At 71.0% G+C, this 25,817-nt stretch carries 21 protein-coding genes and 1 pseudogene; 13 read left to right on the top strand and 9 right to left on the bottom strand.

The window, feature by feature from the left end:
- Positions 1–51 precede the first annotated feature (51 nt).
- From OG386_RS02425 to OG386_RS02400, 6 genes are all read right to left on the bottom strand, one after another.
- On the bottom strand, positions 52–1,368 hold the full coding sequence (locus tag OG386_RS02425; RefSeq protein ID WP_328786515.1) for an NUDIX domain-containing protein: 1,317 nt from the start codon (positions 1,366–1,368) through the stop codon (positions 52–54).
- Positions 1,369–1,564: 196 nt separating this feature from the next.
- On the bottom strand, positions 1,565–2,914 hold the full coding sequence (locus OG386_RS02420; RefSeq protein ID WP_328786514.1) for an MFS transporter: 1,350 nt from the start codon (positions 2,912–2,914) through the stop codon (positions 1,565–1,567).
- Positions 2,911–3,534: a 5'-3' exonuclease H3TH domain-containing protein gene (locus tag OG386_RS02415; protein WP_328786513.1), complete on the bottom strand. Its 624-nt coding sequence runs from the start codon at positions 3,532–3,534 to the stop codon at positions 2,911–2,913. Before OG386_RS02415 ends, OG386_RS02420 begins: the two co-directional genes overlap by 4 nt.
- 134 nt (positions 3,535–3,668) lie before the next feature.
- A complete protein-coding gene (locus OG386_RS02410; protein ID WP_443053069.1) occupies positions 3,669–5,684 on the bottom strand; it encodes an ABC transporter ATP-binding protein in 2,016 nt (671 codons plus the stop codon).
- Between the two features lie 786 nt (positions 5,685–6,470).
- Positions 6,471–8,498, bottom strand: a complete 2,028-nt coding sequence (locus tag OG386_RS02405; protein ID WP_328786512.1) for a hypothetical protein — start codon at positions 8,496–8,498, stop codon at positions 6,471–6,473.
- A complete protein-coding gene (locus OG386_RS02400; RefSeq protein WP_328786511.1) occupies positions 8,485–8,688 on the bottom strand; it encodes a hypothetical protein in 204 nt (67 codons plus the stop codon). Before OG386_RS02400 ends, OG386_RS02405 begins: the two co-directional genes overlap by 14 nt.
- A gap of 518 nt (positions 8,689–9,206) precedes the next feature.
- Here OG386_RS02400 and OG386_RS02395 point away from each other — a divergent pair.
- The 7 genes from OG386_RS02395 to OG386_RS02365 all read left to right on the top strand — a co-directional run bounded on the left by OG386_RS02395 (position 9,207) and on the right by OG386_RS02365 (position 16,059).
- Positions 9,207–9,977 (top strand): MBL fold metallo-hydrolase, encoded by a 771-nt coding sequence (locus tag OG386_RS02395; protein ID WP_328786510.1) that lies wholly within the window; start codon positions 9,207–9,209, stop codon positions 9,975–9,977.
- A 278-nt stretch (positions 9,978–10,255) separates the two neighbouring features.
- Positions 10,256–10,690, top strand: coding sequence for a MauE/DoxX family redox-associated membrane protein (locus OG386_RS02390; RefSeq protein WP_328786509.1), 435 nt, complete (start codon positions 10,256–10,258; stop codon positions 10,688–10,690).
- A 93-nt stretch (positions 10,691–10,783) separates the two neighbouring features.
- Positions 10,784–11,356, top strand: coding sequence for a YceI family protein (locus tag OG386_RS02385; protein ID WP_328786508.1), 573 nt, complete (start codon positions 10,784–10,786; stop codon positions 11,354–11,356).
- A gap of 193 nt (positions 11,357–11,549) precedes the next feature.
- Positions 11,550–12,017 (top strand): hypothetical protein, encoded by a 468-nt coding sequence (locus tag OG386_RS02380; RefSeq protein WP_328786507.1) that lies wholly within the window; start codon positions 11,550–11,552, stop codon positions 12,015–12,017.
- A 424-nt stretch (positions 12,018–12,441) separates the two neighbouring features.
- Entirely contained in the window at positions 12,442–13,698 is a 1,257-nt protein-coding gene (locus OG386_RS02375) for a hypothetical protein (protein WP_328786506.1), read from the top strand.
- The gene (locus OG386_RS02370) at positions 13,695–15,287 is read left to right on the top strand and encodes a VWA domain-containing protein (protein ID WP_328786505.1); all 1,593 of its coding nucleotides are present in this window, start codon (positions 13,695–13,697) and stop codon (positions 15,285–15,287) included. The genes OG386_RS02375 and OG386_RS02370 overlap by 4 nt, the downstream gene beginning before the upstream one ends.
- Entirely contained in the window at positions 15,271–16,059 is a 789-nt protein-coding gene (locus OG386_RS02365; RefSeq protein WP_328786504.1) for a hypothetical protein, read from the top strand. Before OG386_RS02370 ends, OG386_RS02365 begins: the two co-directional genes overlap by 17 nt.
- Positions 16,060–16,387: 328 nt before the next feature.
- Here the strand turns inward: OG386_RS02365 and OG386_RS46800 are convergent.
- Positions 16,388–16,693 (bottom strand): annotated as a pseudogene (locus tag OG386_RS46800) (helix-turn-helix domain-containing protein); the annotation flags it as partial.
- Between the two features lie 180 nt (positions 16,694–16,873).
- Between OG386_RS46800 and OG386_RS02360 the strand changes: the two are divergent.
- The 3 genes from OG386_RS02360 to OG386_RS02350 all read left to right on the top strand — a co-directional run bounded on the left by OG386_RS02360 (position 16,874) and on the right by OG386_RS02350 (position 21,028).
- A complete protein-coding gene (locus OG386_RS02360) occupies positions 16,874–17,005 on the top strand; it encodes a hypothetical protein (protein WP_328786503.1) in 132 nt (43 codons plus the stop codon).
- A gap of 149 nt (positions 17,006–17,154) precedes the next feature.
- Positions 17,155–17,919 carry a thioesterase II family protein gene (locus tag OG386_RS02355; RefSeq protein WP_328786502.1) on the top strand — a complete coding sequence of 255 codons (765 nt, stop codon included), beginning with the start codon at positions 17,155–17,157 and terminating at the stop codon, positions 17,917–17,919.
- Between the two features lie 205 nt (positions 17,920–18,124).
- Positions 18,125–21,028 carry a helix-turn-helix transcriptional regulator gene (locus OG386_RS02350; RefSeq protein WP_328786501.1) on the top strand — a complete coding sequence of 968 codons (2,904 nt, stop codon included), beginning with the start codon at positions 18,125–18,127 and terminating at the stop codon, positions 21,026–21,028.
- Positions 21,029–21,080: 52 nt separating this feature from the next.
- Here the strand turns inward: OG386_RS02350 and OG386_RS02345 are convergent, their stop codons facing one another.
- Both OG386_RS02345 and OG386_RS02340 read right to left on the bottom strand, forming a co-directional pair.
- Entirely contained in the window at positions 21,081–21,713 is a 633-nt protein-coding gene (locus OG386_RS02345) for a response regulator transcription factor (RefSeq protein ID WP_328786500.1), read from the bottom strand.
- Positions 21,706–23,004, bottom strand: coding sequence for a sensor histidine kinase (locus tag OG386_RS02340; RefSeq protein WP_328786499.1), 1,299 nt, complete (start codon positions 23,002–23,004; stop codon positions 21,706–21,708). Before OG386_RS02340 ends, OG386_RS02345 begins: the two co-directional genes overlap by 8 nt.
- A gap of 167 nt (positions 23,005–23,171) precedes the next feature.
- On the opposite strand from OG386_RS02340, the gene OG386_RS02335 reads away from it, so the two are divergent.
- The 3 genes from OG386_RS02335 to OG386_RS02325 are packed head-to-tail and all read left to right on the top strand — an operon-like array spanning position 23,172 to position 25,788.
- Entirely contained in the window at positions 23,172–23,687 is a 516-nt protein-coding gene (locus OG386_RS02335; RefSeq protein WP_328786498.1) for a hypothetical protein, read from the top strand.
- A gap of 53 nt (positions 23,688–23,740) precedes the next feature.
- Complete coding sequence (locus tag OG386_RS02330; RefSeq protein WP_328786497.1) at positions 23,741–24,241, top strand: PH domain-containing protein; 501 nt, start codon at positions 23,741–23,743, stop codon at positions 24,239–24,241.
- On the top strand, positions 24,238–25,788 hold the full coding sequence (locus tag OG386_RS02325; protein WP_328786496.1) for a PH domain-containing protein: 1,551 nt from the start codon (positions 24,238–24,240) through the stop codon (positions 25,786–25,788). Before OG386_RS02330 ends, OG386_RS02325 begins: the two co-directional genes overlap by 4 nt.
- Positions 25,789–25,817 lie beyond the last annotated feature (29 nt).

Genomic DNA, 25,817 nt, shown 5'->3' with positions numbered 1-25,817 from the left:
TACGAACTCCTTGGGCCGGGGTTCGGGACGGCGGGGTGGTCGGCGGGGTGGTCAGGTCCAGCCGAGTTCGGTGTAGGGGCGGCCGGCACGGATGCCTTCGATCGCGGCGCGGGTGTAGGGGACGATCGGCTCGGGGAGGGCGTCGGCGGGCCACCAGTCCCAGGAGACGCACCGGTCCGGCTCCAAGACCTCGGGCGTCCCCGTCCAGTGCCGCGCGCGGAAGACGAACCCGATGCGGGGCTGCGCGCCGGGCTTGTCCACCATGTGCACCACGTGTGCCAGCTCGACGTCCTGCGGGTCGATGAGCAGGCCGGCTTCCTCTCTCGCTTCCCGCACCAGGCAGGCCACGGCGGATTCCTGCTCGCAGTGCCCGGCGAGGAAGTGATGGGCCCCGCCGGCGTACACGGAGCCGGGGTGCCGCAGCCCGAGCAGCACCTTGCCGTCGCGTTCCAGATAGAGGTGGACGCCGACGATGTGCGGAACGCTGGTGCCGCCTGCCTTCGGGCCCGCGGCTTCAGGCCGGGCCGCCGCCTGGTCGCGGGCGCAGTGCTCGGCGTGCCGGTGTACGAGGTCCAGGGTGGAGGGGCTCAGCCGCAGGCGGGGCATGGTCTCGGGGTGAATCCAGGCGAGCATCACGCCCTCGGTGAGCGGAAGGCTGGCGGGGTCGCCGGTCCACTGGGTGGTGAAGATCTGGATGGGGACGGTGAGGCCGTCGGTGCCGGTGGCGTGCTCGACGGCGAACGGCTCCAGAGCGTCTGGCTCGAGTCCGGCTTCCTCTCGCAGCTCACGGCGGAGGGTGTCTTCGATCGAGGTGTCGTCCGGCTCGCGGCTTCCGCCGAGCAGGGACCAGGCTCCCGGTTCCCAGATGCCGGGCACGTTGTCGCGCAGGTGGAGCAGGTAGCGGCCCTGCCCGTCGTGGATCAAGGCCGAGGCGTTGACCGGCTCGATGCGGCCATCGAGGCCGGAGGCGCAGAGCTTCGCCCGCAGGGTCGGGGACGTGACCTCGTCGAAGGCGAGCCACGCGGCGGCGGAGACCTCCTCCGGCTGCACCGAGACTTCGACGTGCCCGTGCACGAGCTGGAGGACGAAGCGGAAGTCCCAGTGCTGGTGCGCGCCTTCGCCCTTGGCCGGGTTGGCGTCGATGTCGTGGACGTCGATGTCGAAGGGCAGACGACCGTAGGCGGCGGTGGCGCACAGCGCGCTGGGTGGGATGCCGGCTTCCTCGTGGACCTCGCGCAGCGCAGCTTCGAGAAGGGAACGGTCAAGGGCCTCGACGTGCCCGCCGGGCGCGAGCAGCAGGCCGGTGGCGTTGTGGCGGACGTGCAGGACGCGGCGGTGCCGGTCGACGACGACTGCGCTGCACGTCACGTGTCCGGGCAGGGTGGAGCGGCTCGTGGGCTCGTCACCGTCGGTCAGCACTTGCAACAGGGGTGCCAGCAGCGGCGCTTCAGCTGGGTTCCGTTCCAGATATGCGGTGACGAGATCGCGGATGTGTGAGCGGGTGGGCGGCAAGAGGGGCCTCACAGTTCGGCGAGAAGGGCGAAAGGAAGATGTCCGGCGACGCTCACGGGTGCGGGTCTGCTCCGTCCGTGTCGGCCGGCGGACGGTCAGGCCCGACGAGAACGGAGCCGTCAGCGGGAGGCGCGGGCACGGGCATCGCGGTCAGGCGGCTGACTGGTGAACGCCAGAGCACGACCACCGGCAAGACCAGCACCAACGTCCCGACGGCCAGCGCGGCACGCGCTCCGTACGCGGTGGCCACAGCACCGCCGGCCAGGGCAGCGAACGGCTTGCTCCCGGAGACCAGCCAGGTCGAGGTCTGCTGCGCCCGCGCCTGCAACCCGGGCGGGCAGATCTGCTGGCGCACTGACCTTTGGGTGGTGCCCGCCACCGCCGCAGCGGCGAGCTGGAGTCCACCCGCTGCGGCCAGGACGACCAGCCAGACGGGACCGGGCCCGGCGACCAGCAGGGGCACGCCCGCCACCGGGCAGGTGGCGAATCCGGCGAGCAGGGTGGGGCCGGGGCCGAAGCGGGCCACGATTCGCGGCGCTGCCAGGGCGCCGACGAGCGCGCCCACGCCGGAGACGCCCATGACGATGCCCAGTCCGGTCGGGCCCGCCTCCAGCGCGGTCAACACGTAGTACGCGAACAGCGCGCCGGTCACACCGACTCCCACACCGGTCAGGGTCAGCGCGAGGACGAGGTCCCGCACCAGCGGAGTCCGCGCCGTGTAGGCGAGCCCCTCCCCGATCTCCCCGGCCAGTCGCCGCCCGGACCTTCCCTTGCCCCGTACCGGACGACCCGGCTCCGGAAGCCTGGTGGCGCAGCAGGCGGACACCAGGTACGACAGGGCGTCCAGCCAGAAGGCCCTCGACGCGCCGACGACTGCGACGACCGCGGTGCCCAGGTACGTGCCGGCTGTGTCCGCGGCCCCGAACGCGGCACCCACCCGGGCGTTGGCCCGGTGCAGCAGGGCGGGTTCGACCAGCTGCGGCACGATCGCGATCGCCGCCGCTTGGTGCAGCACGGTGACTGCGCCCAAGACCAGCGCAACCGCATACAGCACGGGCATCGACAGCATCCCGGCCAGCGCCGCCACGGGAACCACCATGACGACGGCGGTGCCCGCCAGGTCCGTTCCCACCAGTAGAGCCCGCTTGGCGTACCGGTCGACGATGCCGCCGGCCGGGAGGGCCAGCAGGAACGTGGGCAGATGGGCCAGGGAGGCGAGCAGCGCGGCCTGCCCGGCCGTCGCGTCCAGTTCGAGGACGGCCAGCGTGGGCAGCGCCACGAGGTGCACCGATGTCCCCACCAACCCGGCGGACTCCCCGCTCAGGTACCACCGGAAGCCCGGACCGAGTCTCGGCACCTTCTCGCCGGCGGAGGGCCGGGGGCGGGGGCGGGGCAGCGTCACCACAGGCCCGCCTCCGTCAGCAGTCGGCCTGCGGGCAGCAGCTCTGGGGTGGCTCGGTTGGTGAGCAGTTCATCAGGGATCGGGACGTGTGCATTCAGACGGATCGCTTCCCGCCAGGCCCATACCTCCTGCCACTGCGCGCGGGCTCGGGCCGGCCCCGTCCCGGCACGCCCGGAAGCGGACTCGGGCAGGTTCTCCAGGCGGCGTCCGCGGACGAGGAGTTGCCCGGCGGTCACCGGGCCCACGCCGGCGACCCCGCGGACGCCGTCTGATGCGTCCCCGGTCAGCGCCCGGAAGTCCGGCCATCGCACCGGGCGGACACCGAAGCGGTCGACCACGGCCGCGGCCAAGGCTTGGTTGACGGCGGGCAGGTGGACGACAGGGCTGTGGTCGGCGCCGGACCGGGCCGCCTCGTAGCCGGGCACGCTCTCGGCACGGCCCGCAAAGCCGTCGTCGGCGTCGAAGACCACGAACACCTCATGCTCCGGACAGTGCTCCCGGTGGGCCTTGCACAGCAGCGCGACGAACCCGAACAGGCCCGTCAGGTCCTCCCCGCCAGCCGCGGTCACCCGCCGGGGAAAGCCGAAAGGGGCCCGGTAGAGGAGAAGACGACCATCCACGAGCATCAACGGAGCCCCGGACTCGGCGGACCCTGGTGGCGGGCCGGCCTGCTGGTCGGCGGGCGATCGCGTTCCATTGAAACCCGCTGGCACGCGGTCGTTCACCCCGGCAGCTCCGGATGCGGAAGCCACGGTCATGAGCGGTCCTCGGCACGCAGGGTGTCGTGGTCGCCGCCGGATTGGGTGGGGATCGTGGCATCGAAGGCGGCGGCCTGGACGAGGTAGGCGTCGCGGAAGTCCCCGGTGCCCGTGGCCGTGTCCATCAGTTCCTCGAAGGTGCCCGACTCGGCGACCCGGCCGTCCTTGAGGACGTGGATGAGGTCCGCGTGGCGTACGGAGTGGAGACGGTGGGTGATGAGCACGATCGTCTGGCCGGTGGTCGCGGCCAGGGCCCGGATCTGGTCGAAGACCCGCTGTTCCGCGACGGCGTCGAGGGCGCTGGTGGGTTCGTCGACGATGAGGATCTCGGCCCGCCTGTACTTGGCGCGTGCGATGCCGACGCGCTGCCACTGCCCGCCGGAGATCTGGTGGCCACCGCGGTAGCCGCGGGCCAGCAGCGTGCCGAGCCCGCTCGGCAGGTCGTCGAGAACCCTGTCGGCTCCGGAGAAGCCGGCGGCCTCTTCGACCGCCCGATCGTCGATGTCCCGGCCGGGCCGGCCGATGCCGACGTTCACCCGGAAGGTGAACGGCCAGTGGTAGAAGTCCTGCGACATCAGCGCGACGCGACTGAAGACCTGGTCGCGGTCGGCGGTGCGGGCATCGACGTCGTCCCACCAGACCGTGCCGCCGCCCTCGTCCGGCAGGTACAGGCCGGCCAGCAGCCTGACGAGCGTGGTCTTGCCGGAGCCGTTCTCACCGACCAGCGCGATGATCTTCCCGGCCGGGAACGACAGGCTCACCTCGCGCAGGGTCGGCTCCGGCTCTACGCCAGTGCTGCCGCTGGCGGGGTACGTGAAGGTGACCTTCTCGAATCGGACCTCCCGTAGCCGCTCGGGCAGCGGGTCTCCGCCCACGGGGATCGCCCGTTCCTTCGCCTCCCGGCACAGCCGCTCGAAGTCGGCCACGAACAGCGACTCCTGGTGCAACTCGGTGATCTGCAGTACGAGGGTGTCCAGGCTCGCGGCGCCGGTACGGATGGCCAGCACGGCTGTGCCCGCGACTGCCAGATCCATGGCCCCGCCCCACAGCAGCGCGCCCAGCGCGCCATAGGTCAGGAGGGTGGCGATGCCGCCGGCGCCATCGGCGACGAGCCCGATCCGCGCGGCCCGGCGAGCCAGCCGGGTCTGCTCCCGCTCGCTGGTCTCGGCCATGGTCCGGAAGTGCCCGAGCAGGAACGGCCCGACCTCGTGGACGCGGACCTCCGCCGCCGCTTCCTTCTGGGTCAACAACTGGCCGAGGAGGTGTCCGGCCCGGGCGTGCTGGACGAAGGCGTGGAAGGAGACGTACTTCTGCCGGGAGATCATCAGCGAGCTCCACGCGCTCGGCAGGGTCATCAGGGTCAGCAGCGGCAGCAGCACCGGGTGCAGGACCGTCAGCACGCCGGCCGCGGCGACTAAGGACACTCCCGCGTTCAGGGTGTTGGTGCAGTAGCGGATCATGCGCCGGGCCGAGTCCGCCCCGTACCGGGCCGCGTCGAGGAGCCGGTGGAACTCGTCGTCCTCGATCGCCGCGAGCTCGGTGCGGTGCACGAGCCCCAGGTACTGCTCGGTGGCCACCCGCTGCACCTTCGGCTCCAGCGCCCCTGTGGCCGCCGTTGAAGCCGAACGCAGCAGCGAGCTGAGGAACGCCGTGACCGCCACGACCGTGAGCGCGGGGACCGCCTGGACGAGGCGCTCGTTCGTGCTGCCGCCCGTGAGGATGTGCCCAAGCACGCTGTTCACCGCGACCAGGCCGACCGCCTGGGCGATGCCACGACCGGCCTCGGAAGCAAGGACCACACGCAGGGCCCCGGCGTCAGCCAGGCGAGCGAGCCGCAGCCCGGTACCCACCAGGCGTGGCAGTTCCCGCGCCATCGTCCACAGCCCGAGCTTGAGCCAGGCACCCTCGTGCCGGTCCCAGCCGATGTCGTAGGCGAGCTCACCACCGAAGAGGAGCCGCTCGGACTCCGACACCCCCGTGGTGCCGGAGCCGGTCGTCGAGTTCTTGCTCACGCGACCCTCCTGGTATCCGGTCGCGAGGCGCGGCCATGGGAGGACGAGGCGTCAACGCGGCGCCCGCAGACCGGGCTCGGACACGGCACAGGTCGGGGATGTTCGATTGTGTCGGGGGTGTCGAGGCGGTTCGGCACGGGATGCACGGGGTCCTCCGGATGGGCGCATGTCTGGTACTGGTGCTCTAAGAACGGCTCCCGATCGAGTGCGTCACGGCTGAATCGGGTGCGAATGGTGAACTGATGTTCTGGGCTGGCCTGGTGGGCTTGGCGGGCCTGGCGTGGTGGCCTTGAAACTCACTCGAACAGGTTCCTGTCACTCCGTCGGGGGATTGCGGGCCTCGGCACGGGCGCCGGGCTCGGGCACCTGCGGGCATGACGGGGAGGGCAGCGGCGGGGTGTGTCGCTGCAAGTTCAAGCCCATGCTCTACGCCGAGGCGGGCATCGAGCTGTACTGGCGACTCGAGTTCGACCCGGCCCCGCGCCTGATCGTCAGCCTCGGACGACCACAGGTCTCGGTCGGCTCACCGCGCAGGCGCTGCCGGGCGGCCTGGAGCTGTGCGGCCGCACGCCATGGCGCCAGGGGGGACTGCCCGCGGGCTGACGCGTAGCGCGTGACGGTGTCGCGTCCGGCGTCGCCGACGGCAGCCCCTGCAACCAGCTGTTGCACCTGATCCGCACGCCGAGTCGTAGGTGGCCGCGCGCTCACCGGCAGGCAGGATCCTGACACAGGCGCACCTGGTGACCCGGAGGGTGTCCTCCACTCATCCATCGACGGCCAAGTACCTCACCGGCACGTCTCGCTCGGTGAGGCATGGGTGCACGCGAGTACCTGCTCGATCAGCCGGCGCAGCTCCTCGTCCTGGAGGATCGCCTCGTAGCCGTCGCGCTGGGACAGACGGCGCTCCGACTCCCGCACGGTCAGCAGTGCGTCCCGGATCACGGGGCTGATTTCGCCGATCCGGATCAGGCCCTTGAGCGCCTCGCGGAAGGAGCCGAAGCCGTCGTCGCCGTCGGCGACCGGTAGGACGTACTCCTCCAGGACCTGCACGGCCGGATCCGCTTGGCCGGTGATCGACCACAGTGTGACGGCTGTGGTGAGCCGGGCCCACCACCGCGTGCTGTTCTCGTGGATGGACCGGACCCGCTCGGCGTACGGCGCGGCGTCGCGACCGAACTCGGCCAGGGAGGAGAACGGCCCGTGCTCTGGTACCTCTGCCGTCATGACCGCGTCGCCGACCAGTCGCAGCGCCGCGGCACGGTCCCCCCGGATGCACGCTGCGGTCCAGGTCACCGACCAGTGGTTGCCCAAGTGGTCGAGCAGCTGGCAGGTACTCAGGGCTGGTTCGGCCGAGGCGGCGGCCGGCCCCATCGCTCGCAGCACCCCGAGTACGTCGACAGAGGTCCGGGTGTCGGCGAGCAGCGGCAGGAGATCGGGCAGGGCGGGCAAGGCATCCTCGCCCCATGCCTCCAGCACTGCGAGGAAGCCGTGGGTCGCACCGCATGGGGGGCCGCCGTCGCGGATCGCCCGGCGCATCGCGGGAAGCAGGACGTGCGCGTTCGCCCGTAGCGGGATCAGCACGTGGGCGATGTCCGGCCGTCTCGGTTCCTCGAGGTTGTAGCCGCGGCTTTCCTCCTCCTGTGCGCGGAGTTGCTCGATCAGGCCCGGCAGGGCGCGCGGGTCGCCGGTCCGGGCCAGGGCCCAGCGGGCGATCTCGCCCACCGTTCCGTCCAGGCCCTCGTCGGCCTCGGCGTCGTCGAGCAGTTCGGCGAGCCGGTCGGCGTACGGAGCTGCCGTCGGACCGATCGCCGCGAGGATGTTCGCCGCTCGCAGCCGGATCGGTCCGTCCGGGGCGTCCAGCAGAGCACCCGCCAGCGCCAGCAGCGCGGTTGCCACGGAACGCCGTCGGACCAGCTGGTGCCACGCCAGGTCCAGGGCCCCCCGGCACAGCGGGGTGTCCCCGGTCCGGCCGGCCGCCTCGATCAGCCGGACGGCGAAGGACAGTTGCGCCTCGCAGTTGTGCTCCAGCCGCCTGGAGATCCACCAGAGCACGTCCTCGCGGCTGGAGGGAAACTCGAAGTCTGTTTGGTACCACGCCTCCTCGAACCGTGGCCGCACCGCGAGGTCGGAGAACACGTCCACCAGTCGGTCCAGCTGACGCACCGGCAGGTCCCGGTCCAGGTTGGCCGAGGCGTACACGGCCGCGACCCACAGCACCGGATCGTCACCGCCCAAGACCTGATCCAGCACCGCCCGGGCCATGCCGGCGGCGTCCTGGTCCACATCTGGGTCGGCTGCGGCATCGCCGAGAGCGATCAGGATCGGCAGCTGCACCGCCTGATCCGTCTCGATCCGCCATCGCTCCAGCAGCCCGGCGCAGCCGCGTGCGAGCCAAATCGCTGCCCGCCGTACCGCCGGGTCCGGGTCCGTGAGCAGGGCCCATGCTCCCGTCCAGTCCTCGTCTGTCAGGGCCGGTGCATGCATGGCCGCCAGCAGCCCGGTGAGGGTGACCCGTGCCCCGATGTCTGGGTCGGCGGCGAGCGCGACGACGAACGGCAAGGCAACAGCCGCTGCGGACGGTGTCTCACACCCCTGCCTCGTGATGAGGGAGTAGAGCGGATCGCAGTCGTCCTCTGTCGCGGCCGGGCCCGCAAGAGCGATCCGACGCAGCGCACGCGGCACGTCCTCGACCGGCTGGCTCGAGTGAGACGTACCTAGCCCGTCCCACACCACTGCGTCCAGCGCTTCCAGGGACATTCCCACCATCGCCATCCCGTCCGCCAGCACGCCGGCCTGCTCATCACCGGCCGTCATCGTCCAGGAAATCCGCCGTCCTGTCGCTCGAAATCCGCTCCGTCTCGCGCACGAGGCACAGCTCGGCCCGGAGAACGGAAGCAGTCGTGGTCGGCAAGCCGGTGGACTGCAGAATGGGAGTCCTGCCAGAAGTCAATGCTGCCGCCAAGGAGACGAACGACGCCTTCTGGCTGAACTGCCGCAGCAGCATTCACCGGTGTCGTGCAGACCAGGCAGGTCAGCGGAACCTTCTCACCGCGCCACCAGGGCTCATCTTCTTGATCCTCAACGGATCAAGAAGACCACGGATGCAGGGTGGAAGGCCAGGCAATCCTTGAGAGTTCTACGGTGATCGGCCGGCCACGGACCGGATCGGCGACATCAGCGGCTCGAACCGGCCCCACATCGCAACAGTGATCACTAATCGGGCCGACACATCCGATCAACTGACCAACCCATCAAAGAGACGCGCGCTAACCGGAGAGGAGCGGGGGCACCGGGCATGCGCTGGGTACGCAGCCTGCTACGCCGCGCGGTACGAGCCGGCGGTTCCGGCCCCCAGTCAGTGCTGACACTTGTGAAGGACTTCGACCGATGCGCCCGGGATCTGAGAGGCCTGATCATCGAAGGCGCTGACCTCCACGCCCAGAGCCGGGAGAGCGGGCAGAAGTACCTCGATGCTCCGAGAAACTGCCAAAACCTGTGGATCACGCGTTATACGCTCGCCGGATGACCAGCGATCTTCTCCGCCTCACCGTCCTGGGGTGTGCGACGCCCTATGCGGACGTGGACAACCCGTGCTCCGGCTATCTGGTGTCCAGCGGCGAGACTCGGGTCTGGGTGGACGCGGGCAGCGGGACGTTGGCGCAGCTGCAGCGGCACGTGCGCCTTGACGAGGTGGACGCGATCTGGATCTCGCACCTGCATGCCGATCACAGCGCGGACCTGCTCACTGCCTATTACGCGGCGCTCTTCGCTGACATTCAGCTTGCCGCGCCCATCCCCCTGTACGGGCCGCCGGGCATCGCTGACCGGCTGGCCCACTTCCTGACCAACAGCTCGACGCGCAGCCCGGTCGAATCCGCCTTTGCCGTCCATGAGCTGCATGACGGGCACCAAGCGCGCGTCGGCGCCCTCACTTTGACCAGCTGTGCAGTAGAGCACGGCATCCCGGCCTTCGCGGTGCGCATCGAGGCCGAGGGCCAATCGCTGGTCTACTCCGGGGACACCGCACCGTGCGCGAACCTCACGCAGTTGGCCCACGGGTGCGATGTACTGCTGTGCGAGGCCGAGAGCACCCACGCGCCGGCCGAGGGCGACCAGGTTCACCACACGCCCGAAGACGCCGGCGACACGGCCAGCGCGGCCCGGACAGGCCGGTTGATCGTCACCCACGTCGGCCGTTTCCTCACCCCGCACGAGGCGGTGGCACGCGCCTCGGCCCGGTTCAACGGTCCCGTCGACCATGCCGCGCCCGGCGTCACCTTCTCGATCGGCTAGGGCATGTCTGATGGCTCTTTGATGAGGTCGCGGAGCCCGGGTCGCGGAGCCCGGGGCATTGGACGATGGCCGTTGCTTTTTCAGGGCACACCGGCCCAGGCTCGCCGCCTTGATCCCTTACACCACGGCAGGACACGATCCGGGGCAGGATTGGCAGCTTCACCTGCACCGACCTGGTCCGGAGCCCGGGGCCGGCGGGTGGGGAGAATCGGCCCCCGTTTGACATGGCTCGAGCGGATGGCAGGGTGGTACTCGGGGCCAATGTTGGGAGGCTCGGCATGGCATCCGGTTGGGCACGATGTTCCGCAGCACGTCAACTTCCGCTCAGGCTGACGGTTGGCGCGTTCTTCCTGAACTCCGGGCTCTCGAAACTCGACGCGGACGAGGCCACCGCCGAGGGGCTGCAGCAGTTCGCCGCCACGACCTACCCGTTCCTGGGCAAGCACGACGCCCAGAAGTTCGTGCGGCTGCTCTCTGCCGGGGAGCTCGCGATTGCCGCCACGCTGCTCCTGCCGGTCGTTCCAGCCGCTGTCGCCGGGGTTGCGCTCACCGCGTTCTCCGTCGGCACGATCGGGCTCTACCTGCGTACACCGGGGATGCGGCAGGAAGGCAGCCTGCGCCCGACCGAGCAGGGAATCGTGCTGGCGAAGGACGTCTGGACGCTCGGCATCGGCATCTCCCTCATCGCCGAGGGCCTGAACGAACACCGGTGACGCACCACGAGCAGATCGGCCCCCACGGCTGCCGTACGCGCCCGCCACCGCCATTGGACCCGTCCCGGTACACGGAGTAGGTCAGGGGTGCACATGGCCATGACCAAATGGTTCTTCGAGCCCGGCCATACCGCGGCGGAGTTCCGCGCCAGGCACATGATGGTCACCTACGTCCGGGGGCAGCTCAAGAACGTGCACGGCCTTCTGGAGGTCGATCCCGACGAGCCGGAGAAGGCGCACGTCGAGGCGACGGTCGACGCGACCCAGGTGTACACCGGTCAGCCCCAGCGCGACGCACACCTCCGCAGCGCCGACTTCTTCGACGTCGAGCACCACCCGACCTGGACGTTCGTCGGTTCGCGCATTCACCAGGCGAGCGGAACCGAGTTCGAGGTCACCGGAGATCTCACGGTACGTGGCGTAACGCGCCCCGTAACCTTCGACGTCACTTACCTGGGGCAGTGGGACACTCCCTGGTGGGAGGAAGGGCGGGACCTCGGTCCCAGGCGCCGCATCGGATTCACTGCCACGACTCGTATCAACCGGCATGAATTCGGCGTGAGTTGGAACGACGTGGTCGACCGCGGGGGAGTGGTCGTCAGCCCCATGGTCGATGTCACGGTTGACGTCGAGGCCGTCCTCGAACCCAGCGAACCGGCCGCCTGAGCACGACCAGCCCGGGCTGTGAGCCGAACAGCTGGATAGCGGGCGGCTATCGCCGAAGCCGGTGGCCGGTCTTGGACGACGGTGCGCGAAGAGGCTGGCCTTGTTCAAGCGCACGGGTTCTCTGTCGTGGCTGGTTGCCGAGTCTGGCAGCCCCGCTTGCCGATGGGTTCGGCAGGGAGAGGAGCGCTGAGTAGTGTCCACCGCGTCTTCTGAGACCGTTGGGCGCCGGCGGGTCGCGGTCGTGACCGGCGGCGCTGGTGCGAAGGGCGGTGCGATCGCCGCGCGGCTCGCGGTCGATCACACCGTGGTCATACTCGACCGCACGGGCGACATCCCGGTGGATCTGGGCGATCCGGCCGATGCGCGCCGAGCCGCGCAGCTGGTGCTGGAACGCTACGGCAGGTGCGATGTCGTGCCGGCGGAGGAGTTCGAGGAGGTCACGGCGCGCCAGGCGCCGCCCCGGCCCGCTCACTCCGACGACACCCCAGCTGTGGTGGCCATGCTCGTCGGCGAGGCGGCCGCCAGGCAGGAACTGGCCCAGCAGGCGGATCCCAGATCACCGCCAGGGCCGTACGGCGACGCAGGAGCCGCGACAAGCCCGCCATCGCCCACCACGTCGCGCTCCACCTCGCCCACCGACCTCCCCCGAGCCCTCCGATAACCAAAGGGACAGGCTCTAGCCGACACCGGCCAGTCGGTGGGGCTCTTCATCGAAGGCATGCACTGCACCAGCAGCGGCCTTGCTCATCGACGACGAACCCGAAGGATCTCCCCGGAGTCCGCACGGCCACCAGGGACACGCGCACCGGACGGACGCAGTACCTTCCGCTTGGACGAGGGTGCGCACGCCGGCGGTGCGACTCTCGTCGCCGCGGTGGACGGCGCGGGCGACTGCACGGCCCGCCTCGCGGACTGACATCGGGTCCTCCGGTCGCGGCCACGCGCCGAAGGGCCCTCTTCGGAGCGATCCGAGGCGGCCCGTCGATCGTTCAAGCGAATTCTCGGTGAACTGCGCATCGGACACCCGAACGCGCGGGTACGCTCCCGGCGGTGCGGCGGAGAAGCGCCGAGGGGGGAGCGTACCGGTGGGTGGGGAGTTACGGGTCGTTGAGGAACCGCGTCTGGTCGTCGGGCGGCCGGTGTCCTCACGCTGGCCCAGACGCCGGCTCGCGACCGTCCTGGCACCCGCACTGGCGGTCGTGCTCATCGGTGGCGCGCTGCTGGCCGAGTCGGGGAACGCGGCCCTGCCGGCCGAGCGCATCGTCACCCTGGAGGGCAGGATGGCCTCCAAGCGGGACTACTTCGAGGACCCCGAAGTCCAGCGCATCCTCCTGCGGCACCACATACGGCTGCACATCACCAGCGCCGGATCGCGGGAGGTCGCCGTCCGTGACCTGTCCGGGTACGACTTCGTCTTCCCCTCCGGCCAGCCCGCAGGCGACCTGATCACGACCCGGCTCGCCGCGGAGAACAAGTACGCCAAGGTGCACCGCCCCTTCGTCAGCCCGATCGTGCTCGCCACCTACCGGGAGTACGCCGAGACGCTGCGCGACGCCGGGATCGCCACCCCGCAGCCAGGCGCCACTGCCGGCGGCGACCCGGACCAACCGCTCTACTACGTCCTGGACATGGACAAGTTCCTCTCCGGCATCAACGAGGGGAAGCGCTGGAACGACCTGGGCATCCAGGGACACGGGATCGCGAACGCCAACCGGATCGTGGTCCAGTCCCCGGACGTCTGCGAGTCCAACTCCGCCGGCACCTACCTCGCGCTGGTCTCCTACACCTGGCGCGGCAACGGCGGCGAGGTCCCCTCGACCGACCAGGAGGCCGACGCCCGCGCCGACGCCATCGCGCCCCTCATGCAGCAGGGGCTGCCGGCGTCCGACGTGTTCCGTACGTACATCTCCCCGGAGGGCAAGGGGATCGCCCCGCTCGTCGTGGCGTACGAGCACCAGTACCTCACCTACCAGGCGCAGGTCCGGGCCGAGTCGAAGCGGCTGGACACGCAACGGGTGCTGCTCTACCCCTCTACCCAGTTCGTCACCCAGCCGGAGTTCATCGCGCTGAACCGGGACGGCGACCGGCTCGGTGAACTGCTCACCCACGACCCCGGGCTGCGGCGCCGCGCGATGGAGCTGGGCTTCCGGATCCTCGACCCGGCGGGCAAGGTGGCGGGCGACCAGCTCACCCGGTTCCTGGAGGACCGCCACATCCCCGTGCCCTCGGTGGCCGGCAACGACACCCGCTCCCCGATGCCCCGCATGCGCTACCTGGAGCGGATGATCTCCCGGATCGGCGACTGCCCGGCCGCCGACGTGGCGGGTGGGCCGCCCGCGTGAGCGGCCGCAGCCGAACGACCGGACTGCTCGCGCTGTGCCTTTGCCTCCTCTGGCTGTTCGCCGGCACGGCCTGCACGGCGCGCGGGGACCGGCCCGTCACCTTGCGAGTGCTGGCCGATTCGGAACTCCAGGACATGAAGCCCCTGTTGGACGAGCTACGGCGCGATACCGGGATCACGCTCGAGATGGACCACCGGGGCACGGACGACGTGGCCCGTGCGCTCGCCGGCACTCACCACGAGCACGACCTCGCCTGGCTCTCCTCCGACCGTCCCCTCCAACTGAGGCTGAAGGCCGCCGGAGTCCACACCGAGAGCCCGCTCGCCACCAGCATCATGCGGTCCCCGGTGGCGATCGGCCTCAAGCGGGCCGCCGCGGACCGGCTGCGGCTGCGCACACCCGACGGCCGGATCTCCTGGGCCGACGTGGCCGACGCCTCCGCCGACGGCTCCTTGACCTTCGGGATGGCCGACCCCCGGCACACCGACAGCGGCCTGGCCGCGCTCGTCGGCGTCGCGACGGCCGCCGCGGGGACGGGATCCGCCCTGCGACCCGAGGACGTCTCCTGTGAACGGCTCCGGGGATTCTTCACCGGGCGCCTCCTCACCGAGAACTCCCCGGCCGCCCTCGCGGACGGGTTCGTACGGCGCCAGGGCGAGCTGGACGCACTCGTCACCTACGAGTCCGAGCTCCTGGCGCTCAACGCCGGCGGGCGGCTGCACGAGCCGCTGGAGATCGTCCACCCCGAGGACGGCATGGTGCTCGCCGACTACCCCCTGCTGCTCCTCGACCCGGCGAAGCGAGCCGCGTACGACCGGCTCGTGGCCTGGCTGAAGAGCGGACCGGTCCAGAAGAAGATCATGGAACGGACGCTGCGTCGGCCCGTCGACCCCGCCGTCCCCCGCATCGAGTCCCTTCGCCCGCCCATCGGCAACGCCCTGTACTTCCCCGACCGGCAGGAAGTGCTCGACCGGCTGCTCGCCGACTACGGAAAGGCCGAGGGCGCGCCGCCCGCGCGGGTGTTCTTCGTCCTCGACTTCTCCACGTCGATGGCGGGCGAGCGCATCGCCGCGCTCCGCGCCACGTTCGCCGGGCTCAGCGGCGCGGACGACTCCCGATCGGGCAAGTTCCTCAGGTTCCACCGGGGCGAGTCGTTCACGGTGATCCGCTTCGCCGGCCGGGTACTGGACGAACGCACCATCACCTACCGCACGCAGGCCGATCTGGATCTACTGCGGCAGGCCGTCGCCTCCGACGACTTCGCAGAGGACACCGCGGTGTGGTCCGCACTCGACCACGCCTACAGCCGAGCGGCCGATTTGGTACGGGACTTCCCCGGGCAGAGCGCCTCGATCGTCCTCATGACGGACGGCGAGAACAACGCCGGGACCGGGCTCGACGCCTTCCTCGACCGGTACCGTGCGCTGCCACCGGCAGCACGGGCCGTCCACACGTACACCGTTCGCTACGGCGACGCCCATCCCCGGGAACTCGACCGCGCGGCGCGAGCCACTGGAGGACGGATGGTCGACGCCACCGCCCAGTCACTGCTGAACGCCTTCAAGGAGACCCGTGGCTGTACTGAGTGAGGAGTGGTGGGGCGTCTGGTGGCCCTGGATGCTCGTGTGGCTGCTGACGGCGGGAGGCGTGCTCACGCTCGTGGTGCTCGCCGCGTCCTGGTTCACCGGCGTAGGCCGCTCCGCCGGGCAGAACCTCACGTACAGCATCTGCTTCTACCTGCACGAGAAGTCCGTCATGGACCACTACCAGATGCGCGGATACGCGGCCGCGCTGCGCCGGGAGGTCGAGCAGCGGACCAGCGACAGCAAGGACGGGACGATCCGGACCAAGGTCTTCGGGGTCGGGGCGGACGCGGGCCGGCGGGAGAACCGCGAGGTCGTCAGCAGGTACCTGGAAGTCGCCGAGCCCATATCGGTGATCGGCCTGGTCATGGACGTGCTGGAGGAGAAGGACGTGATCGTCCACGTCGATCTCGTCAACCAGACGGTCCTGCGCAACAAGGCCCTGACGAAGGCGCTCGCCGCCGCGCCCGAGGTCCGGCCCGCACGTCCCGGCCCGGCGCACCGGGACATACGGCTGCGGGACATCGAGGACTTCGTGCTCATCCGGGGCCGGTTCCGCAAGATCGGCGACACCCCGGAGGGCACGGTCTTCCTCGCCCCGTACGGAGACCCCGAGGACCCCGCTCGCGGGCCTCGGGTACGGGTCACCTGTGCCACGGAGGGGTTGCGCAACGAGGTGCCGAGGGGCCCCTTCTCCGCGCGCTGTCTGGGCAAGGTACAGGACTGGAACGCGGAGGAGGCGGTGCTGGAGGTGCAGGCCATGGCGATCTTCCGCTGAGCGGGGGTGCCGGGCCGTGTCGGTTCGTGGCCTCGGCCCTCCTGGCCGGCCCCCTCGCCGTAGGGCTCCATGCCCCTTGCAGGGGGCTCCGCCCCGGCTCGTCAGGGTGCGAGTCGGGGCGGTGGGGGAGAGGTCGGCCGGTGGCGTGGGCGGCCTGCTCGATGCTGCGGGCCGTGGCGCGCGGGTGGCTGATCACGGCGGCGTGGGACGCACCCCGTGCCTCGACGACCTGGCGGGCACGTGCCGGCTGGTAGAAGTAGCGCTGGAGGGCCGGTGGAATGGCCTTGTCGGCGTTGGCGTTGGCGTTGGCGTCGGCGTCGGCTACCAGCCACACCGTCGGCGCCGACAGACTCACTTGCAGCCGACGGCGGATCACCGTCCGGACCCGGGCAAGCGTCCACCGCTCATCGTCGAAGCCCTGCGCTGAGGGGCCCTTGCCGAGTTCTTCCTCCAGCGCGGCGAACTCGGCATCGGTGATGGCCGGGTAGTTCGCCGGGCCCGCGGAGCGCAAGGCCTCCACGCCGCCCTCGCGCCAGGCCTGGCGCCAGCGTTCCACCGACCGCACGCTCACCCGCAGATCCTTCGCGCGGGTCGAGGCGGTCGCACGACGCTGCGGCCTGGGCACGCCGGCCAACTTCCGGACCGCGTTCAAAGCCCATGTCGGAGTACCGCCGCGCGTGTACCGCGAGACGTTCAACACGGCCCCTCCGAGCAAGGCTTGAGTTGCGACCGATCGTTGTCGTCATCGCCGGTGCGGTCGCGGGTCGGAGGGATGCCGATGCCGGATCGGTCCAAGAGGACCAGGAGCGGGCTGATGCCGCGATGCACCGGGGCGTCGGGGTCGTTCCAGGCCGGGACGAACGTGACCGGAGTGTTCACCGCCCACGCCACCGGCCGGGGACACGCGCTGGTCGCCCGCTGCCGGGCCGCCCACGTGAAACGGTAAGGCTAGGGGTTGAAGGTAGGGGTTCTGGCGGCATTGACGCTCTGCTAGACATGGGGACAACGGAACACGCGCGTACGGAAGTAGCGAAAGAGTTCGGGCCCTCGAACCCGCACGCCACTTCCGCACCGGAACAGGGAGTCTTCATCCCCTTGATCGACAAGCAGAATGCCGATGGCTGGATCCGTCGCTACCATGCCGCGAACGAAAGCCCGATCCGACTGGTCTGCCTGCCGCACGCCGGCGGATCCGCCTCTTTCTATTTCCCCATGTCCCAGGCGCTGGCCCCGGCGGTGGACGTCCTCTCCGTCCAGTACCCCGGACGCCAGGACCGCCGGCACGAGCCGGGGATCACCGACATCGGCGTCTACGCCGACGCCCTGACCAGCGCACTTCTTCCCTGGGTGGACCGCCCGCTGGCCCTTTTCGGCCACAGCATGGGCGCCGTCCTCGCCTTCGAGGTGACGCGCAGGTTGGAACGCGACCACGGCATCACCCCCGTCCGTGTCTTCGCCTCCGGCCGCCGTTCACCGTCGAGTTTCCGCCCCGAAACCGTGCATCTGCGCGATGACGACGGCATCGTGGCCGAAATGCGGGAACTCAGCGGAACCGAGGCCGCGATTCTCGGCAGCGAAGAGATCCTGCGCATGGTGCTCCCCGCCATTCGCAGCGACTACACCGCGATCGAGAACTACCGCGCCACACCGCAGGACACGGTGAAGACCCCGATCACCGTGCTGACCGGCGAGTCCGACCCCCGCACCAGCGGAGAGGAAGCGGAAGCCTGGGAAGGGCATACCCTCGGCGGATTCGACATCCACCGTTTCTCCGGAGGCCACTTCTTCCTCGCCCAGCATCAGGCGCAGATCCTGAAGATCGTTTCTAAGGAGCTCGCAGCGGCCACCCGAAAGGGCTGAGCCCGCCGGGACGCCGCACGACCGGCGGTCGACCCGGTAGCGAACGCACGAGAGGGGCCCGAGGCAGGGTCGAAGAGCCCTCCCCGCACTGGAGGAGCCGACCCCGCCCCGGACCCATCCCCGCCCGAGAGGCGGGGGCCCAAGGAGGCGCGACGCAGTGCAGTGCAGGGCAAGTTCAGACACCTCGGGGGAAGGGAACGCAGTGGTGGCAAGGCTCGCCGAGCGCGAGAAGCAGTGGGAGACACTGAACGACCTGCTCGCCAGCGCCCGGCGGGGCCGCGGACGCGTCGCCGTCATCAGCGGGCCCATCGCCGCCGGCAAGACGACCTTGCTGGAACACTTCACCGAACAGGCCATCGCGGACGGTGCTTTGGTCCTGGAGGCCGCCGGCTCCCGCGCGGAGCGCTACCTCCCCTTCGGTATCCTGACCCGCATCCTCGACAGCATCGCCCCCCTGGAGCCCGGCGTCCACGCCGAGTCCACCGCCCTGCTCGACAGCCTCGGCGCCTCGGCGACGGACACCCAGGACCTGGCAGCCGGAACCGCCGGCGGCGTCGAGACCGGGATGCGGATCCTCCCGTACGTCTGCGCTTCGCTCCTGCGGATCGCCCGCGACCGCACCGTCGTCATCGCCGTCGACGACGTCCACCACGGCGACGAACTCTCCCGCGCGTTCCTGCTGTGCCTCGCCCGAAGGGTCCGGCAGGCCGGCGTCCTCATCGTCCTCACCGAGGCCGTACGGCTGCTGCCCGCCCAGCTTGCCTTCCACGCCGAACTCCAGCGCCAGCCCAACTGCACCAGCATCCGGCTGCCCCTGCTCAGCGCGGACGGAACCGGACGCATGCTGGCCGGCCACTTCTCCACTGCCGCCGCCCAGCGGGTCACCGCCGACTGCCAGGAGACCACCGGCGGAAACCCGTTACTCATCAAGGCACTGCTGGAGGACGGCGTCGCGGCCCTGGGCGACAGCGAGCCCTTCCAGCCGCTCGTCCCCGCCGAGACCTTCGAGCGCGCCGTGCTGGACTGCCTCCACCGGGGCGACCCCGAGATGCTGGCCGTCGCCCGCGGCATCGCCGTCCTCGGCGACGCCTGCCCGCCCCCCTTGCTCAGCCGCATCACCGACGTCCACGTCAAGACCGCCGAACTGGCCGTCCAGGACCTGGGCCGTTGCGGAATCCTGCGCGGCGACGCCTTCCGTGAGAGCGCGACCCGTGCCGCGGTGCTGGCCGCGACCCCGCCCGGGGCGCTGTCCGTGCTCCATCAGCGCGCCGCGCGACTGCTCCACCAGGAGGGGGCCGCCGCCCTCGACGTCGCCCGCCACCTGCTCGCCGCCCGCAAGCAGGTGGAGGAGTGGGCGATCCCCGTCCTCCAGGAGGCTGCCGAATACGCCCTCGTCGAGGACGACCCCGAACTCGCACTGCGCTGCGGGGAACTGGCCGTCGACTCCAGTCCCGAGGGCCCCAGCCGCACCGCTCTGAAATCCCGCCTGGTCAGCATCGTCTGGCGCAGCAGCCCCGTCGCCGCCGAAGGCCACCTGCGCCAGCTGTCCCGGGAGTTCCTCGCCGGCCGGCTCACCGACCGCGACCTCCTCCACGCCGTGACCTGCCTGGCGTGGATGGGCGAGGCCCGGCAGGCGGGCGAAGCCGTCCGCCGCCTGCAGAGCGCCGCCCAGAAGGCCCTGGACGCCGGGCAGCCCTTCGCGTACGAGCCGGACACCCTCGCCGCCGCGCAGAGCTGGCTCTCGCTCGTCAGCCCCCCGGTCCGCGAGGTGTTCGCGACCGCCGGGCCCGCGCACCCCTCCCGGCCCGGTGACCCGGGTGCGCCCGCCACCGCCACGGCGCCGGGCGCGGCCTCCTACGACATGCCCGACGACGCCCACGTCCCGGCCGTCGAGGCCATGCGCACCGCGCTGCGCGGCGGCCAGGGCGAGGCGGCCGTCGCCGAGGCCACCCGGGTGCTCCAGCGCTACCACCTCAGCGACCGCACCCTCACGCCCCTCGTCATCGCCGCGCTGACCCTCGTCTATGCCGGCCGCCTCGACCTCGCGCTCACCTGGACCGACCGGCTCCTCGGCGAGTGCTCCGCCCGCAACACGCCGACCTGGCAGGCGGCGCTCGGCGTGGTCCGGGCCGAGGTCGCCCTGCGCCAGGGCGACCTGCCGGGCGCGGCCGCCCAGGCCCGCCAGGCCATGTCCCTGATATCCGTGCAGTGCTGGGGCGTCGGCATCGCGCTGCCGCTGGCCGTCCTCATCGACGCCGAGACCCAGATGGGCAACCTCGACGAGGCGATGAGCCTGCTCGAACAGCCGGTGCCCGAGATGATGCTGGAGACCCAGTTCGGCCTCCACTACCTGCGGGCACGCGGCCGCTGCCACCTCGCCACCGGCCGCTACCACGCCGCCCTGCGCGACTTCCTCACCTGCGGGGAACTGATGAAGGCCTGGGGCATGGACGCCGTGGAACTGGCGCCCTGGCGCCTGGACGCCGCCGAGGCGTGGCTGGCCATCGGCAACATGCCGCGTGCCCGCGAGTACGTGGAGCAGCAGCGCCAGCGCGAAGCGGGCCCGGCCGGCAGCCGGCCGCGCGGCGCCCTGCTGTACGCGCTCGCCCGTACCAGCGGCGACCTCACGTACCGTCTCAAGCGCCTCACCGAGGCCGTGGAGGCCCTGGAGCAGGGCGAGGACCGGCTCCAGCTCGCCAGGGCACTGGGGGAGCTGAGCAGCGGCTACCGCGCCGCCGGGGACTTCAACCGGGCCCGGATGCTCGTACGCAAGGCCTGGCACGTCGCCAAGTCCTGCGGGGCGCAGCCGCTGTGCCAGGAGTTCACCCCCGGGCAGGGCGACGGCGAGGCGGTCGCCGCGCCGGCCGGACGCGAGGCCGAACCCGCCCGGGAAGCCGAGACCCTGTCCGAGTCGCTCTCGGAGGCCGAGGCACGGGTGGCGCTGCTCGCGGCGCGCGGCCACACCAACCGGGAGATCGCCACCAAGCTGTACGTGACCGTCTCGACGGTCGAGCAGCACCTGACCCGGATCTACCGCAAGTTGAAGGTCAAGCGGCGTCGGGACCTGCCCGCCCGGCTGTGGGACCTGAGCCTGCCCGGCATCGCCTGAGGGGTGGGCCGCCCCCGGGCAGGCCCGGGGGCGGCCGGGGGCGGCCCACCCCTCAGGACAGCAGGCCCCGTTCCAGGGCCGCCATCACCGCCGCCGTGCGGTCCGACACCGACAGCTTCTTGAACGACCGCAGCAGGTGCGTCTTGACCGTTGCCTCGCTGATGAACAGCCGGCGCCCGATGTCCGCGTTGGTCATGCCCTGCCTGACCAACTGGAGCACTTCGCGCTCCCGCTCGGACAGCACCGGCGCCTCCACCACCCGGGCCCGGAACAGCTTCGGCGCCAGCGACGGCGTCAGCACCGTCTCACCGCGCGCCGCCGCCTTCACCGCCTGCACCAGCTCCTCGCGGGAGCTGCCCTTGAGCAGGTAGCCCGCGGCGCCCGCCTCCACCGCGCGCAGGATGTCCGCGTCGTCCTCGTACGTGGTCACGATGACCACCCGGCTGCGCGGCGACTCCCGCAGGATGTGCCCGGTCGCGGCCACCCCGTCCATCGCGCCCATCCGCAGGTCGAGCAGGACGATGTCCGGCTTCAGCCGTGCGGCCTGCAGCACCGCCTCCTCACCGGAACCGGCCTGTCCCACCACCCGGATGCCCTCGTCCAGCTCCAGCATGGCGCTCAGGCCCTCCCGGACCACCGGGTGGTCATCGGCGAGCAGCACCCCGATCGGTTCGCGCTCACTCATCGGCCGACCCCCGCTCCACCGGGGCGAGCGGCACCGTCACCTCGATGACCGTGCCCGCCCCCGGGCTGCTGCTGAACTGTGCCATTCCGCCGATCTCCTCCACCCGGGCGCGCATCCCGCGCAGCCCGAAACCGTTCCGCCCGCCGTCCGGCACGCGCTCCGGCGCGCCGTCCGCCGGCTCCTCGTCCCGCGGCCCGTCGTCGGTCCGGAAGCCCGCGCCGTCGTCACGTACCACGAGCCGCACCGCCTCCGGCGCGTACGCCACCAGGACGTCCACCCTACGGGCGTCCGTCGCGTGCTTGCGCACGTTGGCGAACGCCTCCTGCGCCGAGCGCAGCAACACCACGCTGACCGCCATCGGCAGCGCCTGCTCTTCGCCGCGGGCCGTGCACCGCACCGCCAGCCCCGTCTCCTCCATCAGCAGGTCGGCCTGCCGGCGTACGGCCTGCACCAGCGAGCTCTCCCGCAGCGACGGCGGGGTCAGCGCGGAGACGAAACCGCGGGCCTCGGCCAGGCTGTCCTGCGCGACCCGGCCGGCCAGCCCGAGCCGGGACCGCGCCCGCTCGGGGTTGTCCACCACCTCCGACTCGGCCGCCTGCACCAGGCTGATGATGCTGGTCAGGCTCTGCGCCAGGGTGTCGTGGATCTCCCGGGCCAGCCGCTCCCGCTCGGCCGAGATGCCGGCCTGGTGCGACAGCCGGGCCTCCCGCTCCCGGCTGCGCCGCAACTCGTTGATCAGCTCGCCCCGGTCGGCGCTCTGCCGCACCACCCGGGTGATCCACAGGCCGAGCAGGACCGACACACCGATGCCGAGCAGCGATATGGGCAGCACCGACAGGATGTGCGGATCGAACTCCCCGCCCCGTAGCCAGACCACCGTCATCGGCCACAGATTGGCCAGCACGACCAGCACGATCGCGGGCGGCACCGACAGGCTCATCATGAGCATGGGGACCACCGCGAACAGCGCGAAGGAACCCGCGAGATCGAGCATGGTGGACGAGGCGAACAACAGCAGGAGCCCGGCGGAGAAGACGATGTTCCGCCGGCCCGACGTCCGGTGGACCATCAGCCTCCGGCCGAGCCCCGCGTACCAGGGCACGATCAGCGTCAGCGCACCGACGGCGAGGGCCCGGTGGGTCTGGCTCTCCACCGAGGTGAACAGCAGAATGACGGTGACGAGGTAGGAGACGGCGAAATAGCCGTCCCACAGACCGAACCAGCGGCTTCCCGAGTCGGGACCGTAGTTCGCGGCCGTCCGCGGGACCTCCGGCTGAGTTTCTATGTGCACGGAACCAGTCCTACCACGAGCGCAGCCGGTGTCCGTCGATCGGTTGACAGCCGGTCCCACCGATCGGTCGTCCCCCGGCCGGGCCCGCCCCGCCTACGTTGGAACCAGCGGAAGGAGAACCGCGACAACGGATTTCGAGGCAGTGCGGAAAGGGCGGGTTCGGTCACGTGGGGCAGTTCACGACGGCACTCATCACCTGCGGGACGATCCTGGCCGTCATCCTCGCGACCGACTTCGGCAACCGGCGCATCACCGCCGTGAGGATCGCCGGCCCCACACTGGTGGCCGTCATCGTCACCGGCGCGTGCGTACACTCCTTTCCGACGGCGGGCAACGACACGTCGCTGCACCTCGCCGCCATAGGTGTAGGGGTCATCTGCGGACTCGTCGCGAGCTCCCCGCTCACCGCCCACCGGGACCCCGCGGGCGACATCCGCACCACCGGCGGGTTCGGCCAGGCGGCGGTCTGGGTCTTCCTCTTCGGGGCCCAGATCCTCTTCGCCTACGGCTGCGAGCACTGGTTCGGCGCGCGCATCAACCGCTTCACCACCGACTACCAACTCAGCGGCGGCGAGGTCCTCGTGAGCTCGCTCGCCCTGATGTCCCTGTCCATGGTGACGGCCCGGGTAGCCGTCCTCCTGTCCCGGCTGCGTGCCGTACGGACCGCGACGATCACACGATGACCCCACGATGACTCCGCGACGATTCAAGATCCTTCAGGAACCAGGGTGAAGCAGTGCTAGACAACCAAGAACTGAGGCTCCGTCCGCCTCGCCACCGCGTCGAAAGCCGCGCCATCGGCTGGTGGACCCTCCAGTCGTCCCTCTTCGCCCTGCCGCTCCCGCTCGTGTTCGGCGTGCTCTGGCTCACCATCTCGCCGGCGCGCTTCGTCTTTGGCCCCCTCTTCCTCGTCGCGCTCGTCCCCGGACTCCTCTACATGGGCGTCATGCCCATCTGGCGCTACCGGGTGCACCGCTGGGAGATGACCGACGAGGCCGTCTACGCCGCTTCGGGATGGCTCTGGCAGCGGTGGCGGGTCGTCCCCCTGTCCCGCGTCCAGACCGTCGACATGCTCCGCGGCCCGCTCCAGCAGCTGTTCAGCCTCTCCGGGATCACCGTCACCAGCGCGTCCTCCGCCGGCGCCGTGAAGATCAAGGGACTGGACCACCGGACCGCCACCGAACTCGTGGAGCAGCTGACCCGGTCCACCCAGGCCGTACCGGGAGACGCCACGTGACACCGGACACCACGGTCCGACACCAGGACCACGCCGACCACGACGTGTGGGGACGGCTCAACCCGCGCCTGTTCCTCGTCAACCTGAGCGTGGTGGCCACACCGCTGGCCACCTTCGGCGCCACCACCGTCATCACCGGCGGCGAGATCAACCTCCAGGTCCTGATCACCTTCGCCTCGTTCCTCATCACCTGCCTCGTCATCTCCGGCATCAGCACGATGCGCCTCCTCACCACCCGGTACCGCGTCACCGACGACCGGGTGGAGCTCCACAAGGGATGGTTCTTCCGCAGCGAGCGCTCGATCCCCGTCGACCGCATCCGCAGCGTCGACCTGACCGCCAACCCCCTCCACCGGCTCTTCGGCCTCACCTCCCTGAAGGTCACCACCGGTGACCAGGCCTCCTCCGGCGGCGGCCTGTCCCTGGACGGCCTCAGCACCCGCGACGCCGAAGCGCTGCGCAGGCAGCTGAGCGAACTGCGCCACGCCCGCCAGGGCCTGGCGACCGCCGACCCCGACACCGACGCCACCCTCGCCGAACTCGACTGGGCGTGGCTGCGGTACGCGCCGCTGACCCTCTGGGGCGTCGGCGGTGTCTTCATCGCCGTCGGAAGCGTCTACCGCACGCTGCACGAGATGAAGATCGACCCCCTGGAACTCGGCATCGTCAAGGACATCGAGGACCGCTTCGGCTCCGTACCGCTCTGGTACGGAATCCTCGTGACCCTCCTCGTCATCGTCGTGATCGGCGTCGCCGGATCGACCGCCACCTTCATAGAGGGCTGGGGCGGCTACCGCCTCGACCGCCCGGAGACCGGCCTGCTCCGCGTCCGCCGCGGCCTGCTCATCACCCGCTCCGTCAGCATCGAGGAACAGCGGCTGCGCGGCGCCGAAGTGGCCGAACCCCTGCTGCTGCGCTGGGCCGGAGGAGCCCGCCTGAAGGCCGTCGCCAGCGGCCTCGGCGACGAGGACGAGAACAGCAGCCGCAGCCGGCTCACCCCGCCCGTACCCCTGGCCCTGGCCCGCCGGATCGCCGCCGACGTCCTCGGCGAGAGCGTCTCCCCGACGACGGCGGCGCAGCTCGCGCCGCACCCCCGCGCCGCCCTGCGGCGCAGGATCAACCGCGCCCTGATCTGGTCCGTCCTGCTCGCCGCGCCCTTCGTCGGCCTCGGCCTGTGGCTCACCCCGGTCCTCGTGCACACCGGCTGGATCACCGCGGTCGTGCTGTTCGCCGCCGGAGTGGCCTTCGCCTTCGACGCCTACCGAAACCTCGGCCACGCCGTCCACGGCCCCTACCTGGTCACCCGGGCGGGCACCTTCACCCGCCGCACCGTCGCCGTCCAGCGGGACGGGATCATCGGCTGGTCCATCACGCGCTCGGTCTTCCAGCGCCGCGCCGGCCTGCTCACCCTGGGAGCCGCCACCGCCGTCGGCAACGGCGTCTACAAGGTCCGCGACGTACGCGTCGGTGACGGCCTCGCCTTCGCCGAGGAGACGGTGCCCGGCCTGCTCGCCCCGTTCATCGAACGGGTGCCCGCCGGCCACTGACCCCAAGAACCAACTGGCGCGCCTCCCCC

It is taken from the genome of Streptomyces sp. NBC_00273 (genome assembly GCF_036178145.1).
Classification (GTDB): Bacteria; Actinomycetota; Actinomycetes; order Streptomycetales; family Streptomycetaceae; genus Streptomyces.
This window is presented reverse-complemented; position numbering and strand designations above follow the sequence as displayed.

Coding starts and splice junctions, on each gene's coding strand:
- OG386_RS02390 (WP_328786509.1), top strand. CDS start 10,256: ATGGCATCCGGTTGGGCACGATGTTCCGCAGCACGTCAACTTCCGCTC.
- OG386_RS02360 (WP_328786503.1), top strand. CDS start 16,874: ATGCCGCGATGCACCGGGGCGTCGGGGTCGTTCCAGGCCGGGACGAAC.
- OG386_RS02400 (WP_328786511.1), bottom strand. CDS start 8,688: ATGCTGCTGCGGCAGTTCAGCCAGAAGGCGTCGTTCGTCTCCTTGGCG.
- OG386_RS02345 (WP_328786500.1), bottom strand. CDS start 21,713: ATGAGTGAGCGCGAACCGATCGGGGTGCTGCTCGCCGATGACCACCCG.
- OG386_RS02395 (WP_328786510.1), top strand. CDS start 9,207: ATGACCAGCGATCTTCTCCGCCTCACCGTCCTGGGGTGTGCGACGCCC.
- OG386_RS02385 (WP_328786508.1), top strand. CDS start 10,784: ATGGCCATGACCAAATGGTTCTTCGAGCCCGGCCATACCGCGGCGGAG.
- OG386_RS02405 (WP_328786512.1), bottom strand. CDS start 8,498: ATGACGGCCGGTGATGAGCAGGCCGGCGTGCTGGCGGACGGGATGGCG.